This is a genomic window from Methylobacterium sp. 10 (assembly GCF_000519085.1).
Lineage (GTDB): Bacteria > Pseudomonadota > Alphaproteobacteria > Rhizobiales > Beijerinckiaceae > Methylobacterium.
Window position 1 is genome coordinate 3,094,035 of record NZ_KI912577.1, and the last position, 15,519, is coordinate 3,109,553.

Annotated in this window: 13 protein-coding genes, 1 tRNA gene and 1 pseudogene; 12 read left to right on the forward strand and 3 right to left on the reverse strand. The window is 65.5% G+C overall.

All coding sequences use genetic code 11. The features are described from left to right. From K368_RS26045 to rplA, 7 genes and pseudogenes are all read left to right on the forward strand, one after another. Positions 1-99: pseudogene (locus K368_RS26045) on the forward strand (elongation factor Tu); the annotation flags it as partial. Between the two features lie 158 nt (positions 100-257). Further along, positions 258-800 (forward strand): RNA 2'-phosphotransferase, encoded by a 543-nt coding sequence (locus K368_RS0114385; RefSeq protein ID WP_027172959.1) that lies wholly within the window; start codon positions 258-260, stop codon positions 798-800. Positions 801-882: 82 nt separating this feature from the next. After that, positions 883-959: transfer RNA gene (locus K368_RS0114390), tRNA-Trp, on the forward strand. A gap of 227 nt (positions 960-1,186) precedes the next feature. Continuing rightward, positions 1,187-1,489: a preprotein translocase subunit SecE gene (gene secE, locus K368_RS0114395; protein ID WP_027172960.1), complete on the forward strand. Its 303-nt coding sequence runs from the start codon at positions 1,187-1,189 to the stop codon at positions 1,487-1,489. 67 nt (positions 1,490-1,556) lie between these two features. Beyond that, positions 1,557-2,090 (forward strand): transcription termination/antitermination protein NusG, encoded by a 534-nt coding sequence (nusG, locus tag K368_RS0114400; protein ID WP_018044246.1) that lies wholly within the window; start codon positions 1,557-1,559, stop codon positions 2,088-2,090. A gap of 229 nt (positions 2,091-2,319) precedes the next feature. Further along, the gene (gene rplK, locus K368_RS0114405) at positions 2,320-2,769 is read left to right on the forward strand and encodes a 50S ribosomal protein L11 (RefSeq protein WP_018044245.1); all 450 of its coding nucleotides are present in this window, start codon (positions 2,320-2,322) and stop codon (positions 2,767-2,769) included. A gap of 12 nt (positions 2,770-2,781) precedes the next feature. Beyond that, entirely contained in the window at positions 2,782-3,480 is a 699-nt protein-coding gene (gene rplA / locus K368_RS0114410; protein ID WP_027172961.1) for a 50S ribosomal protein L1, read from the forward strand. Between the two features lie 80 nt (positions 3,481-3,560). Here rplA and K368_RS24680 read toward each other — a convergent pair whose 3' ends face one another. From K368_RS24680 to K368_RS26700, 3 genes are all read right to left on the reverse strand, one after another. Continuing rightward, entirely contained in the window at positions 3,561-4,661 is a 1,101-nt protein-coding gene (locus tag K368_RS24680; RefSeq protein WP_245259578.1) for a YeeE/YedE family protein, read from the reverse strand. Between the two features lie 119 nt (positions 4,662-4,780). Further along, the gene (locus K368_RS0114420) at positions 4,781-5,680 is read right to left on the reverse strand and encodes a sulfurtransferase (protein ID WP_245259690.1); all 900 of its coding nucleotides are present in this window, start codon (positions 5,678-5,680) and stop codon (positions 4,781-4,783) included. A 414-nt stretch (positions 5,681-6,094) separates the two neighbouring features. Beyond that, complete coding sequence (locus K368_RS26700; protein WP_155935148.1) at positions 6,095-6,331, reverse strand: hypothetical protein; 237 nt, start codon at positions 6,329-6,331, stop codon at positions 6,095-6,097. Between the two features lie 104 nt (positions 6,332-6,435). On the opposite strand from K368_RS26700, the gene K368_RS0114430 reads away from it, so the two are divergent. The 5 genes from K368_RS0114430 to rpoB all read left to right on the forward strand — a co-directional run bounded on the left by K368_RS0114430 (position 6,436) and on the right by rpoB (position 15,456). Next, the gene (locus K368_RS0114430; protein ID WP_245259691.1) at positions 6,436-7,749 is read left to right on the forward strand and encodes a PLP-dependent aminotransferase family protein; all 1,314 of its coding nucleotides are present in this window, start codon (positions 6,436-6,438) and stop codon (positions 7,747-7,749) included. Between the two features lie 186 nt (positions 7,750-7,935). Beyond that, positions 7,936-9,564 (forward strand): B12-binding domain-containing radical SAM protein, encoded by a 1,629-nt coding sequence (locus K368_RS0114435; protein ID WP_027172964.1) that lies wholly within the window; start codon positions 7,936-7,938, stop codon positions 9,562-9,564. A 559-nt stretch (positions 9,565-10,123) separates the two neighbouring features. Continuing rightward, complete coding sequence (gene rplJ / locus K368_RS0114440; protein WP_027172965.1) at positions 10,124-10,654, forward strand: 50S ribosomal protein L10; 531 nt, start codon at positions 10,124-10,126, stop codon at positions 10,652-10,654. 57 nt (positions 10,655-10,711) lie between these two features. After that, on the forward strand, positions 10,712-11,083 hold the full coding sequence (rplL, locus tag K368_RS0114445) for a 50S ribosomal protein L7/L12 (protein WP_018044238.1): 372 nt from the start codon (positions 10,712-10,714) through the stop codon (positions 11,081-11,083). Between the two features lie 248 nt (positions 11,084-11,331). After that, on the forward strand, positions 11,332-15,456 hold the full coding sequence (rpoB, locus tag K368_RS0114450) for a DNA-directed RNA polymerase subunit beta (protein ID WP_027172966.1): 4,125 nt from the start codon (positions 11,332-11,334) through the stop codon (positions 15,454-15,456). Positions 15,457-15,519: the final 63 nt, after the last annotated feature.

Consider the following 15,519-nt stretch of genomic DNA (forward strand, 5'->3'; position numbering starts at 1 on the left):
CTCATCGTCCCCGTCGCCATGGAAGAGAAGCTCCGCTTCGCCATCCGTGAAGGCGGACGCACCGTCGGCGCAGGCGTCGTCGCAGCCATCAACGACTGATCCCCGGATCGCCCGGCCGAAGCTGGAACCGGCATATCCGGGCGATCACCGGAATTTCACGATGGCATCCCTCTCGAATGGGCCGGCTCACCGCCGGCCCATTCTCTTTTCCCGACCGTCCGCGGCGTGAAGCGGAAGCCCAGCGGGAGAGCCGAACCATGAGTACTGAAGCCAGCGAATTCTTGAGCTACGTGCACCGGCACGCCCCGGAATCGATCGGAATCACCTTGGATCGGCAGGGCTGGGTCGACGTCGACATCCTGCTGGCTGTGGCCGTTCGGGCCGGAAAAGGCATCGACCGCGCGGCGCTCGATGCGATCGTCGCCACGAGCGACAAGAAGCGCTTCACCCTGTCGCCGGACGGTTCGCGGATCCGGGCCGCTCAAGGGCATTCGGTGAACGTCGCCCTGGGATTCGTCCTGCAGGAGCCGCCCTCGACACTCTTCCACGGCACTGCGCTGCGGACGGTGGCGACCATTATGGCGGAGGGCCTCAAGCCCGGGGCGAGAAACCACGTCCATCTCTCCAGCGACGCGGAAACCGCTCGCCGCGTCGGTGCGCGGCACGGGACGCCGGTTGTTCTCACCGTGGCGGCGGACAGGATGTGGAGGGACGGCATTCCTTTCTACCGTGCGGATAACGGAGTCTGGCTCGTCGGCGAAGTACCGCCCACCTACCTCGGCCGCCCGGAGGAAGAGTGACCCTGCGCCGGCGCAATTTCCACGGCGCCGCCGCATGGGCCCTTGCATCCAGGATGATGATCGGGCATTGAGCGTCCCGCGTAGGAGTGTAGCTCAACTGGTCAGAGCGCCGGTCTCCAAAACCGGAGGTTGCGGGTTCGAGTCCCTCCACTCCTGCCAGTGTTTTCCTTAAGCGCAACACCGGATCGGCCTCCCGTCGGGAATGTCGAACTGGAGCGTGTCCCCGGCTTTCTGTCGACATGACCGCGACGGTCGACAAGACCCTGGACTTGCGCTAGAGCGTTCGCATTCCGAGATCGGTAAATGTGTTCGGTGCGGGCTTCGACCAGAGCCTCCGCACCGGTCCGCTTTCCGGTCAGGGCCGATTTTCCCTGTTGTTGGCATCAATGGCATCGAACGAAGCAACGAAGAAGGCGGACTTGGCGCGCACTCCGCAGCGCGGCTCCGCCACGCCGACGCCGCCTCGTGGCACCCCGCCCGTGCGGCCCGCGCCCAAGCGCGTCGGCCCGGCCGAGTTCCTGTCCCAGGTGCGCGACGAGGGCCGCAAGGTCACGTGGCCGAGCCGCAAGGAGACCACCGTCACGACGATCATGGTGTTCATCATGGTCGTGGCGGCGAGCATCTTCTTCACGGTCGTGGACCAGGCCCTGCGCTACATCGTGACCCTGATCCTCGGGGTCGGCGCCTAGAACAACTGAGTCTTTCTGGGCGCGTCGTCGCGACCGGGCAGACCGACGTCAGGATTTGGTGAGAACCGTGTCGAAACGCTGGTACATCGTCCACGCCTACTCGAATTTCGAGAACAAGGTCGCGCAGTCCATCAAGGATCAGGCGGCGCAGCGCGGGCTGATGGAGCTGTTCGACGAGGTCATGGTTCCGACCGAGAAGGTCGTCGAAGTCCGCCGCGGCCGCAAGGTCGATGCCGAGCGGAAGTTCTTCCCCGGTTATGTCCTGGTGAAGTGCGATCTGACCGACGAGGTCTATCACCTCATCAAGAACACCCCCAAGGTCACCGGCTTTCTCGGCGCCGACAAGTCGAAGCCGGTGCCGATTCCCGATTCCGAAGCCGAGCGCATCAAGGGTCAGGTCGCCGAGGGCGTCGATCGTCCCAAGCCCTCGATCTCCTTCGAGATCGGCGAGACCGTCCGCGTCGCCGACGGTCCCTTCGCCTCCTTCAACGGCACCGTCGAGGAAATCGACGAGAGCCGTTCGCGCCTCAAGGTTGCCGTATCGATCTTCGGTCGCGCCACCCCGGTGGAACTCGAATACGCCCAGGTCGAAAAGATCTGACTTTATTGATGTTCGAGGTCGGTCGCGTCTGACCGGTCTTCACCTTTTCCGCTTGGCGCCAAGCCGAGCGTGAAAATGGCCGTCGGGTTGAGTCCCCGGACGGCGTCACACGCGGGAGGCCCGCCCGGTTTGCCGCCGGGATGCACGGACCGCACCGCGACCTGCAACCGCTCGCCCCGTCCGTGCTCCAGGCAGCCGGGCGGCGAGCCTACATTTGGGAGCAGTCCCTATGGCAAAGAAGATCACGGGCTACGTGAAGCTTCAGGTTCCGGCCGGCGCCGCGAACCCGTCGCCGCCCATCGGCCCCGCGCTCGGTCAGCGTGGCCTCAACATCATGGAATTCTGCAAGGCCTTTAACGCGAAGACCTCTCAGATCGAGAAGGGTACCCCGATCCCGGTCGTCATCACGGCGTACCAGGACCGCTCCTTCACCTTCGAGATGAAGCAGCCGCCGGTCACCTTCTTCCTGAAGAAGGCCGCCGGCCTGAAGATCGGCAAGAAGCCGGCCTCCGGCTCCAAGACCCCGGGCAAGGGCCCGACGGTGGGCAAGGTCACCGAGGCTCAGCTTCGCGAGATCGCCGAGAAGAAGATGCCCGACCTGAACTGCGACTCGGTTGACGCCGCCGTCGCCATGATCCGTGGCTCCGCGCGGGCCATGGGCCTCGACGTCGTCGCTTAAGGGGAGGGCACAATGGCACACGAAGGCAAGCGCATCCGCGCCGCCCGCGAGGGCATCGACGCGCTCAAGCTCTACACCATCGACGAGGCGGTCAAGCTCGTTAAGGAAAAGGCCAGCGCCAAGTTCGACGAGACCGTCGAGGTCTCGATGAATCTCGGCGTCGATCCGCGCCACGCCGACCAGATGGTCCGCGGCGTCTGCAACCTCCCCAACGGCTCCGGCCGGACGGTGCGGGTGGCGGTGTTCGCCCGCGGCGCCAAGGCCGACGAGGCCCGGGCCGCCGGTGCCGACATCGTCGGCGCCGAGGACCTGCTCGAGATCGTCCAGAGCGGCAAGATCGAGTTCGACCGCTGCATCGCGACCCCGGACCTGATGCCCCTCGTCGGCCGTCTCGGCAAGGTGCTCGGCCCCCGCGGCCTGATGCCGAACCCGAAGGTCGGCACCGTCACCATGGACGTGAAGTCCGCGGTCGCCGGCGCAAAGGGCGGTTCGGTTGAGTTCCGTGTCGAGAAGGCGGGCATCGTCCATGCCGGCATCGGCAAGGTCTCGTTCGACGAAGCCAAGCTCGTCGAGAACATCAAGGCGTTCGCCGACGCGGTGGCCAAGGCCAAGCCCGCCGGCGCCAAGGGCACCTACATCCAGCGCGTCGCCGTGACGTCGTCGATGGGTCCGGGCGTCAGGGTCGAGCCCTCGACCGTACTCACCGCCTGATCGGCTCTGCTCACGCGAAGATATGAAAACGCCCGGCTCTCAAGGCCGGGCGTTTTCTTTTGTCCGGACGCTGTGTTTGTCTATGGCAGGAGCGACAGGCGCCGGCCCGCCAGCAGCGTCGCGGTGAGCCCGGCGAACATCGCCACGCCGAAGAGCCAGCCTGATGCGGCACCGGCCATGATCCCGGACAGCAGCGTGCCGACGCTGCAGCCGAGACCCGTCATGGCGCCCCAGCCGAGCAGGATGCCGCCGACGAGGCCGCGCCCGATCTGGCCACGCTTCGGCAGGGCAGGGCGGAACTCGCCCGCCGCCAGGGCCGCGGCCAGGGACGCCGCGACGAGACCGGCGATGAACAAACCGTTCGGTGTCAGGATCGCATCGCGGATCGCGGTGGCGCATCCGCGAAACCCGTCGAGTCCTTCGAGCCGCGCCGGCAGGAGGTCGAGCCCGGCAGCGGCCTGCCTGGATCGACCGCCGATCTCCGCCGTGACGCCGAGGGGACCGACCCGGAGGTAGGCCAAGGTTCCGAGAGCGCCGACGGCGAGCCCACCGAGCCAAGTCGGCCAGCGGTCGACAAAAACCGCGCGCAGAGGTGCGACTCGTTCCGATGGCGATGCATCGGCGGGAGGCAGCCATCGCAGGAGAGGCGCCGCCAAAGCCGCCAGGACCGCGAGAGTGAGGAAGAGGCTGCCGGCATAGCCGAGATGGCGGGGCAGCCAGATGACGGGCGCCTCCGCGATGCTGGCGAGGTAGAGCGTATTCCAAGTGAAGAAGCCGAGAACGAAGCCCAGGGCCGTCCCCACCAGGGCGAAGGGTGCCGTGGGTGAGCCTTCGCCGAGCCTGTAGAGGTGGGCTCCGATACAGGAACCCGAGATCGCCATGCCCGCCCCGAAGGCGACGCCCGCGAGGGCCAGGACCGGCCCGACCGGGCCGATATGCGCGTCAGGGGGTAACCGCACGCCGCTCGGATCGGGCAGCCACGCCCCCAGCACCACGCTATAGCCGACCGTTCCCGCGCCCAGGGCGGCGAGAACGCCGAGGGCGCCGCGCGGATCACGCCGATCGATGAGGTCGCGCCACAGACAGAAGAAGCAGAATCGCGCGCGTTGCAGCACGAAGCCGAACAGGGCTCCGAATGACAGGGACAGCGCGAGCCGGCTGCCGCCGGGATCACCCGACAACCGCAAGGCCGCGATTAGCAATCCAGCGCCGATCAGGGCTGCCGACGCGACCCGCAGCGAGACGGGAAGACGCCCGGTCGAAGGACCGGGCGCGCTGCGTTCGGATAGCGATGAGGCCGTCACTTGCCGGACCACACCGTCCCGGCGAGGTTGACCACCGGCACGCCGACGGCGTTGCCGTATTCCGTCCAGGAGCCGTCGTAGTTCCGCACAGGGTAGCCGAGGACACGGCTGAGCACGAACCAGGAATGGCTGGAGCGCTCACCGATGCGGCAGGAGGTGATGATCGGCTTCGAGCCGTCGATCCCGACATCCGCATAGAGCGTCTTCAGCTCCGCCACGGATTTAAGGGTACCGTCCGGGTTCACGGCCTTGGCCCAGGGCACGTTCACCGAACCGGGGATATGACCCGCCCGGATCGCGAGTTCCTGCACGCCCGCCGGCGCGATGAGCTTGCCCGAGAACTCGTCGGGCGAGCGGATGTCGAGGATCGTCTCGTTCCGCTCCTTGCGCGCCACGGCGAGCACGTCCGCGAGGCGGGCGCGCTGGCCGTTGGAGACCGGAGTCACCGGAAAGGTCGAGGCAGCCACATCGGGGCTGCGGGTATCGAGCTGCCGCTTCTCGGCCTCCCATTTCTTGCGGCCACTGTCGAGGAGCTTCACGTTGTCGACGAGCCCGTACTGGGCGAAGACCCAGGCGCCCCAGGCGGCGAACCAGTTGTTGTTGTCGCCATAGAGGATCACGGTGGTGTCGCGATCGATGCCGAGACGCCGGATGAGCGCCGCGAACTTCTCCGGCCCGGCAATGTCGCGGCTCACGGTCTCCACGAGGTCCGTGTGCCAGAGGACGTTCTGTGCGCCGGGCACATGGCCGCGCTCGTAGACGCCCGGCTCGACGCTGACTTCGACGATCCGGAGCTTCGGCGAGGCAAGGTTGGCCTCGAGCCATTCGGTGGAGACGAGGGGGCTCGTCTGGCTCTGTTTCTGCTCGGTGGCATGAGCCGCCGCAGGCCCGATCATCGGAAAGGCCAGGGCGGCCAGAGCAATACGAGCGGCAAGAAGAGTTCTGAAGGACACGGGCGCGCTCCGGCGAGGAAGAGTCGTCGCATTTCGGATGAGCTCGCACATCTGCAGATCATGCTCCGAAACCTGACCCCGCAATGGTGTTTGTCTTCAAAGATAAAATCAATACAATGTCGTTTCAAGTATATACGCACAAAGAGAATATAGCTTCCGCCGCCAGTACAAAAAGACAGGGATTATCTTGAGCCTCGAATCGTCCGCGAACCCTGAACTAAAGGCGGGAAATTCGGACAAGGCGAGGCAGGGAGGACGAGGGGGACGGTCCGGCGTCACGGATCCGCCCCTGGATCACACCCCTTCGAACTCTGCGGGCGAATGCCCAGCTTTCAGCCCGGGCATTCGCCTCCGTGCTCACGCATGCCAGAACGGCTTGGCGGCCTCTGCACGCAGGGCGACCGGATCGAGATCGAGCGCCTTCACTTGTTCCGAGGTCAATTCGCGAATTGTACGCCGTCCGGCCGCTCTGCTGTACCAGATCGACAGGAGGGCGATTGCCCTCGCGGGAAAGGGTTTGTTAGGGTGACCAAGAGAGTCGAACGGCCTCGCGAGAGCCCGCGAATTGGCGGATGCATTGTCGGATATCGGCATTATCGGGTCCCCTCCATCGAGTCACCCACTCCTATTGATCCGAATTTGAATCGAATCAATTAAATCATTGTACTCGGAGCAATGTGCGCGTGGCAGATTATCGGATGATTGCGGAGGGGATCGCTGCGGATATCGCGCGGGGACACCTGGCATCGGGGAGCCGGATGCCGACGCAACGGCAATTCGCCTTCGAGCGCGGGATCGCCGTCTCCACCGCGAGCCGCGTCTATGCGGAGCTGACGCGGCGTGGACTCATTACCGGAGAGGTCGGACGCGGCACCTTCATCCGCTCTTCGGCCTTCACTGCCGCAGGATCACCGGACGCAGAGACGGGACTGGTCAATCTCGAACACGTCTTCTCGATCCTGCCGCATCAAGCGGCGGAGCTGAGCGCCAGCCTCGGCGACCTCCTCGATCCGGCCAGGCTCCAAGCCACGTTCTCGCCGGTCCGGCCGGGCGCGACGGGGCCGGCCCGAGCCACGGCGGCGGCCTCCTTCGCGCGGGGAGGGTGGTCGGCAGACCCCGAGACCGTGCTGTTCACCGGGGCAGGACGACAGGGCATTGCCGCAGCGATCGCCGCCTTGGCCCAACCCGGCGATCGGATCGGCGTCGAGGCCATGACCTATCCCATCGTCAAGGGCCTGGCGGCGCGGCTCGGCGTCGAACTGGTTCCCCTCGCGATGGATGCGGAGGGCGTGATCCCGGACGCCATCGAGCGGGCTCATCGAGAAGCCCCCCTCCGCGCCCTCTACCTCCAGCCCGTCCTGCAAAGCCCCCTCGGCCAAACCATGAGCGCGGAACGCCGGCGCGTGGTCGCATCGCTCCTCGGCAGGCATGACCTCGTCTGCATCGAGGACGCCGTGTACGGGTTCCTGTGCGACGAGGAGCCCCTGGCCGCCCTGGCACCTGACAGGGTGATCGTCGTCGACAGCCTGTCGAAGCGCCTGGCTCCGGGCCTGGGCCTCGGTTTCATCGCCGGGCCGCCCCCGCTCACACAGCGGCTCGCGGGCTCGATCCGTACGGGAGCCTGGACCGCGAGCGGACTCCCCCTGGCCATCGCGCTTCATCTCATGACCGACGGAACGGCGAGCCGGATCGGCAAGGCGAAGCGGGCGGATGCGGCGGCGCGCCAAAGCGCGGCCCGGGAAGCGCTGAACGGCCTCGACGTTCGGGGCGACCCGAGAGCGTTCCATCTCTGGCTATCGCTTCCCCCTCATTGGAGTGCGGAACGCTACGCGGGCGCCGCGGCGCGCAACGGCGTCGCGGTGTCGCCGGCGAGCGCTTTCGCCATCGACCCCGCGATGCCGGAGAACGGGGTGCGCCTCGCCCTCGGTTCACCGCCCTTCGAGCGGCTGGGACCCGCGCTCCGGACGCTGCGACGCTTGGCTCTCGACGAAGACGATTCCGTGGTGGAGTGAGGTCCATACCATCCGCAGGGGCCTGCCCGACGGACCGGCGGGTCGGACACGCGTCCGCACCTGCGTCAAACGCGCGCGAAGAATCGCCCCCGGCTACGCGGCTAGGCGAGATCCATCCCAGAAAGGGTCAAGAAATCAACACGCGAGGGTGACGCCTCCGCACCTGTCTGTGCTAGGTATGCCGCCATGCGATGCACCCTCTCCGTCACCTCGAATCGACGCATCCTGTGCGTCTTTCCCGCTTACACGCCGTCCTTCGGGACATTCGCCCATGCCTACCCATTAATGGGCGGGGTGAAGGCCTTCATGCCCCCGCAGGGCCTTCTCCTCATCGCGGCCTATATGCCGGAGGAATGGGAATACCGGTTCATCGACGAAAACATCAAACGGGCCGGGCCGGAGGATTTCGCCTGGGCCGATGCGGTGTTCGTGTCCGGCATGCACATTCAGGCCCCCCAGATCCGGGACATCTATGCCAGGGCGCATGCGGCCGGTAAGGTGACGGCGCTCGGGGGCCCTTCGGTCTCCGGATCGCCCGAGCAATATCCGGAATTCGACTATCTCCATATCGGCGAGATCGGCGACGCCACCGATGAACTCGTGTCGATCCTCGACCGCGACGTGTCGATTCCGGCGAGCCAGGTTCGCCTCGAGACCAAGGAGCGACTTCCGCTCTCGGACTTCCCGGCACCTGCCTACGAGGCCGCTCCTCTCAAGCGCTACCTCATCGGCTCCCTGCAATTCTCGTCCGGCTGCCCCTATCGCTGCGAGTTCTGCGATATCCCGCAGCTCTATGGCCGGCAGCCCCGCCTGAAGACTCCGGAGCAGATGCTCGGCGAACTCGATGCGATCGTCTCGCAGACGGGCCATCCGGCCGTCGTGTACTTCGTCGACGACAACTTCATCGGCAACCGCAAGGCCACGAAGGACATGCTGCCCCACCTGGTGGCATGGCAGAAGAAGAACGATTACCCGCTTCAGTTCGCCTGCGAGGCGACCCTGAACATGGCCAAACAGCCCGACATCCTCGAGCTGATGCGTCAGGCCAACTTCATGACCGTCTTCGTCGGCATCGAGACGCCCGAAGAGGACGCGCTGGCGGGCATCGACAAGAAGCACAACGCCGCCGTGCCGATGTACGAGGCGATCGAGACGCTCAACAGCTTCGGCCTCGAAGTGACCTCGGGCATCATCCTCGGCCTCGACACCGAGACGGACGGCTCGGAGCAGAAGCTCATCGACTTCGTCGACAAGTCGGCGGTGCCGGTGCTGACGATGAACCTGCTGCAGGCCCTGCCGAAGACGCCGCTCTGGGACCGTCTGACCCGCGAGGGACGCCTCACCCACGACGCGGCGCTGGAATCCAACGTCCTGTTCAAGCGTCCTCACGACGACGTGGTGGCCAGTTGGCGCCGCGCCATCGCCCATGCCTACGAGCCGGAGAACCTGTTCGCGCGCTTCCGGTATCAGGTCGAGCGGACTTATCCGCACCGGATCAAGACACCCACCAGGGGCAAGCTCACCCGGACGAACCTGCGTCGCGGCCTCGTCCTCGGGTTCAACATCGCCCTGCGCGTGGGAATCCTGTCGGATTATCGCGGGGTGTTCTGGCGCGCGGCGGGGCATGCCCTCAAGCGCGGACAGATCGAGGCGGTGTTCAACATGGGCTTCGTCGCCCACCACTTGATCCGCTTCACCCGCGAAGCCCTGCGCGGCGAACACAATGCGTCCTTCTACGCGGCCAAGGCCGAGCAGAAGCAGGAGGAGGCCCGCGCCCCCTGGTGGCAGGCGGCGCGCAGGTTCCTGCCGACCTAGTCGTTCTCGGACACCTGCCGCGCACCGCCCGCTGCCAAAGCGGGCGGAAATCGCGTCAATCAAAATCGTACGGCCGGGCGAAGATTTTCCGCATGAGGCACTTGGCAGGGCGCTTGCTAGGGCCTATAGACCCCGCTCAACGTTTTTCACACTTTGAAAGGATTCGACCAATCGGTCGACATCCGACATGCGAATTCGTCTGGGTGACCAGACGATAATGGCCGGAAGGCTTTGAGGGGCGAACAGCCTCTTTAAGCCTCGTCCGGCCATGTCCTGTCCGAGACTGCAGGCGCCGGGCGACCGGCTTAATCCCCCAGCCTGCACAGACGGGGAAGACCGAATTCAAGACCCTTTCGACCCCGCGATTCGCGAGGCAGTCAGGTATCGGTTTGAACCATCTCGCCCGTGCCGTCCACCGTTCCGGAGGATGTCAGGGGACAGGGCCGTGAAGCGTCGTCCAGGACGTTCCGGCTTCTCGCTGAGCCGAGTTCCGTTCCGGGCGGCATGTGCAACCGGCGGCCCCTCCTCGAGAGGGACCCGCCAACCGGAGAGAGCCCCAGTGGACAGGACAGCCAAAGCTGATCTCGTCTCGACGCTCAACGGCGTGTTTGCGAACACGTCCGTCGTCGTCGTGGCCCACTACAAAGGCCTCACGGTCGCCGAGATGCAGAAGCTGCGCGCGCAGATGAAGCTGGCCGGTGCCACCGTGAAGGTCACCAAGAACCGCATCGCCAACATCGCTCTCGATGGCACGGACGTCGCCTCCATCAAGCCCCTCCTGAAGGGTCCGACCCTGCTCGCCTATTCGAGCGATCCGGTCGCGGCTGCGAAGGTTGCGGTGGACTTCGCCAAGGGTAACGACAAGCTCGTGATCCTCGGCGGCGCCATGGGAACGACTGCTCTGAACCCGGACGGTGTGAAGGCGCTCGCGTCGCTCCCGTCCCTCGACGAACTCCGCGCCAAGATCGTGGGCCTCATCCAGGCTCCCGCGACCAAGATCGCTCAGGTCGTCAACGCTCCGGCTGCCAAGCTGGCTCGCGTGTTCGGAGCCTATGCCACCAAGGACGCGGCTCAGGACGAAGCGGCCTGACGCCGCCCCGTCCTTCACAAACCATCCGTTCAAACCGATATCCAAAGGAAGAATACAATGGCTGATCTTGCCAAGCTCGTCGACGACCTGTCCTCGCTGACCGTTCTCGAAGCCGCCGACCTCGCCAAGCTCCTCGAAGAGAAGTGGGGCGTCTCCGCCGCCGCTGCCGTCGCCGTCGCCGGTCCGGCCGCCGGCCCGGCCGCCGTCGTCGAGGAGCAGACCGAGTTCACGGTTCTTCTGACCGCCGCTGGCGACAAGAAGATCGAGGTCATCAAGGAGGTCCGCGCGATCACCGGCCTCGGCCTCAAGGAAGCCAAGGACCTCGTCGAGGGCGCTCCGAAGGCTGTCAAGGAGTCCGTCAACAAGGAAGAGGCCGAGAAGCTCAAGGCCCAGCTCGAGAAGGCCGGCGCCAAGGTCGAGCTCAAGTAAGTTACCGATGGGCCCAATCCGGCCCGTCACTTCCGGTCGGTCCCCTTGGGGCCGGCCGGCACCGACGCCCGCGGGTCTCCGACCCGTGGGCTAAGGTCGCTTCAAGCGACCGATCGGTCCTGGAACGGACCGGCGGCATTTCATTTCGGGTGGGCTCGGTCCGGCGGGACGGGTTCATCGCCTGGTCGCGGGAGGCATAAAGCCTTCCCCGGGCACCCGGTACGCGGGACGTAGGAGCGAGGTCACCCATGGCCAACACGCTGGTCGGTCGCAAGCGCATTCGCAAATTCTTCGGCAAGATCAAGGAAGTCGCCGAGATGCCGAACCTCATTGAGGTTCAAAAGGCATCCTACGACCAATTCCTGATGATGGACGAGCCGGAAGGCGGACGGGGCGATGAAGGCCTGCAGACCGTGTTCAAGTCGGTCTTCCCGATCTCCGACTTCTCGGCGACCGCGCTCCTCGAATTCGTCAAGTACACGTTCGAACAGCCGAAATACGACGTCGACGAGTGCCGCCAGCGCGGCATCACCTTCGCGGCTCCCCTCAAGGTGACGCTGCGCCTCATCGTGTTCGATGTCGACCCGGATACCGGCGCGAAGTCCGTGAAGGACATCAAGGAGCAGGACGTCTACATGGGCGACATGCCCCTGATGACGGAGAACGGCACCTTCATCGTCAACGGCACCGAGCGCGTCATCGTCTCGCAGATGCACCGTTCGCCGGGCGTGTTCTTCGATCACGACAAGGGCAAGACCCATTCGTCGGGCAAGCTCCTGTTCGCCGCTCGCATCATTCCGTATCGCGGCTCCTGGCTCGACGTCGAATTCGACGCCAAGGACATCGTGCACGTGCGTATCGACCGGAAGCGTAAGCTGCCCGCGACCTCGCTGCTGTTCGCTCTCGGCCTCGACGGCGAAGAGATCCTCTCGACCTTCTACAACCGCGTCATCTACGACCGCGACGGCGCCGAATGGCGGGTTCCGTTCGATGCCGACCGCCTCAAGGGCTTCAAGGCGTCCGTCGATCTCGTCGATGCCGATTCCGGCGAGGTCGTGCTCGAGGCTGGTAAGAAGCTCAACGCCCGCAACGCCCGCCAGATCAGCGAGCGCGGCGTGCAGTTCCTTAAGGCCACCGACGAGGATCTGATCGGCCAGTACATCGCCGAGGATCTCGTCAACCCGAAGACCGGCGAGATCTGGGCCGAGGCCGGCGACGAGATCTCCGACAAGCTCCTCAAGAGCCTGGAAGAGGTCGGCGTTTCCGAGCTTCCCGTCCTCGACATCGACCACGTCAATGTCGGTCCCTACATCCGCAACACCCTCGCCGTGGACAAGAACTCGTCCCGCGAAGGCGCGCTGTTCGACATCTACCGCGTCATGCGTCCCGGCGAGCCGCCGACGCTCGACACGGCCGAGGCGATGTTCCACTCGCTGTTCTTCGATTCGGAGCGCTACGATCTCTCGGCCGTCGGCCGCGTGAAGATGAACATGCGCCTCGATCTCGACGCCGAGGACACCGTGCGCACCTTGCGCCGCGAGGACATGCTCGCGGTGGTCAAGGCGCTGGTGGATCTCCGCGACGGCAAGGGCGAGATCGACGACATCGATCACCTCGGCAACCGTCGTGTGCGTTCGGTGGGCGAGCTCATGGAGAACCAGTATCGCCTGGGTCTCCTGCGCATGGAGCGCGCCATCAAGGAGCGCATGTCCTCCGTCGATATCGACACGGTCATGCCGCAGGATCTCATCAACGCGAAGCCCGCCGCGGCCGCGGTGCGTGAGTTCTTCGGCTCGTCGCAGCTGTCGCAGTTCATGGATCAGACCAATCCGCTCTCGGAAGTGACGCATAAGCGTCGCCTCTCGGCGCTTGGCCCGGGCGGTCTCACCCGTGAGCGCGCCGGCTTCGAGGTGCGCGACGTGCACCCGACCCATTACGGCCGCATCTGCCCGATCGAGACGCCGGAAGGCCCGAATATCGGTCTCATCAACTCGCTCGCCACCTTCGCGCGGGTCAACAAGTACGGCTTCATCGAGACTCCGTTCCGTCGCGTGAAGGACGGAGTGGTGACGAAGGAGGTCTCCTACCTCTCGGCAATGGAAGAGGCGAAGTACTACGTCGCCCAGGCCAACGCCCAGATGGACGAGAGCTTCAAGCTGACGGAAGACCTCGTGGTCTGCCGTCGGGCCGGTGACGTCATCGTCGTCCCGCCGGACCGCGTCGATCTCATGGACGTGTCGCCGAAGCAGCTGGTCTCGGTGGCCGCCGCGCTGATCCCGTTCCTCGAGAACGACGACGCGAACCGTGCGCTGATGGGTTCGAACATGCAGCGCCAGGCGGTGCCGCTGGTTCGCGCCGACGCGCCGTTCGTCGGCACCGGCATGGAAGCCGTTGTCGCCCGCGATTCGGGGGCCGCCATCGCGGCGCGCCGCTCCGGCATCGTCGATCAGGTGGACGCGACCCGTATCGTCATCCGCGCCACCGAAGAGGCCGATGCCAACAAGCCCGGCGTCGACATCTACCGCCTGCAGAAGTTCCAGCGTTCCAACCAGTCGACCTGCATCACGCAGAAGCCGCTGGTCCGCGTGGGCGAGCAGGTCAAGAAGGGCGAGATCATCGCCGATGGTCCGTCGACGGAGTTCGGCGAGCTGGCGCTCGGCCGGAACGTGCTCGTCGCGTTCATGCCGTGGAACGGCTACAACTTCGAGGATTCGATCCTGCTCTCCGAGCGGATCGTGAAGGATGACGTGTTCACCTCGATCCATATCGAGGAGTTCGAGGTGATGGCCCGAGACACCAAGCTCGGTCCGGAGGAAATCACCCGCGACATCCCCAACGTTTCGGAAGAAGCGCTGAAGAACCTCGACGAGGCCGGCATCGTCTATATCGGCGCCGAGGTCCATGCGGGCGACATCCTGTGCGGCAAGATCACCCCGAAGGGCGAAAGCCCGATGACGCCGGAAGAAAAGCTTCTGCGCGCCATCTTCGGCGAGAAGGCCTCCGACGTGCGCGACACCTCGCTCCGGGTTCCCCCGGGCGTCACCGGCACCATCGTCGAAGTCCGGGTGTTCAACCGCCACGGCGTCGACAAGGACGAGCGCGCCCAGGCCATCGAACGCGAAGAGATCGAGCGCCTCGCCAAGGATCGTGACGACGAACAGGCGATCCTCGACCGCAACACCTATGCCCGCCTTGCCGGCGTCCTGATCGGCCAGTCGCCGATCGCCGGTCCGAAGGGCTTCAAGAAGGAGACCACGCTTACCCGTGAGCTCCTGAACGAGTACCCGCGCTCGCAATGGTGGCAGTTCGCCGTCGTCGAGGACCGTCTCATGACCGAGATGGAAGCGATGCAGAAGCAGTACGACGAGTCGAAGAAGCGCCTCGAGCAGCGCTTCCTCGACAAGGTCGAGAAGCTGCAGCGCGGCGACGAGCTGCCCCCCGGCGTGATGAAGATGGTCAAGGTCTTCGTCGCCGTGAAGCGCAAGATCCAGCCGGGCGATAAGATGGCCGGCCGCCACGGCAACAAGGGCGTCGTGTCCCGGATCGTGCCGATCGAGGACATGCCGTTCCTGGAAGACGGGACGCATGCCGACATCGTGCTCAACCCGCTCGGCGTGCCCTCGCGCATGAACGTCGGTCAGATCCTCGAGACCCATCTGGGTTGGGCTGCTGCCGGTCTTGGCCGCAAGGTCGGGCTCGCCGTGGACGCCTATCTCCGCAGCAACGACATCGCGCCCCTCAAGGCGGAGATGGAGGCGATCTACTCGCCGTCGGAGCTAGAAGGTCTTTCGGACGATGACATGGCGGAGGCGGCCAACAACGTGCGCCGCGGCGTGCCGATGGCCACTCCGGTGTTCAACGGTGCCAAGGAAGCCGACATCGAGACGATGCTGGAGCTGGCCGGGCTCGACCGCTCGGCGCAGTCGACGCTCTACGACGGGCGTACGGGCGAGCCTTTCGACCGCAAGGTGACGATGGGCTACATCTACATGCTGAAGCTCCACCACCTCGTGGACGACAAGATCCACGCGCGGTCGATCGGTCCGTACTCCCTCGTCACCCAGCAGCCGCTGGGCGGAAAGGCGCAGTTCGGCGGCCAGCGCTTCGGCGAGATGGAGGTCTGGGCTCTGGAGGCCTATGGCGCAGCCTACACGCTGCAGGAGATGCTGACGGTGAAGTCGGACGACGTCGCCGGCCGCACCAAGGTCTACGAGGCCATCGTCCGCGGCGACGATACCTTCGAAGCCGGCATCCCCGAGTCGTTCAACGTGCTCGTCAAGGAAATGCGCTCGCTCGGCCTCAACGTGGAGCTCACCTCCTCGAAGAAGCTCGCGAACGACCAGCTCGACCCGCCCGCCGAGGCGGCCGAGTAGGACCACACTACACGCTCCCGCGCCGGCACTTCGCCGGCGCGGTCCGAGCGGGGAGGGGAAGCG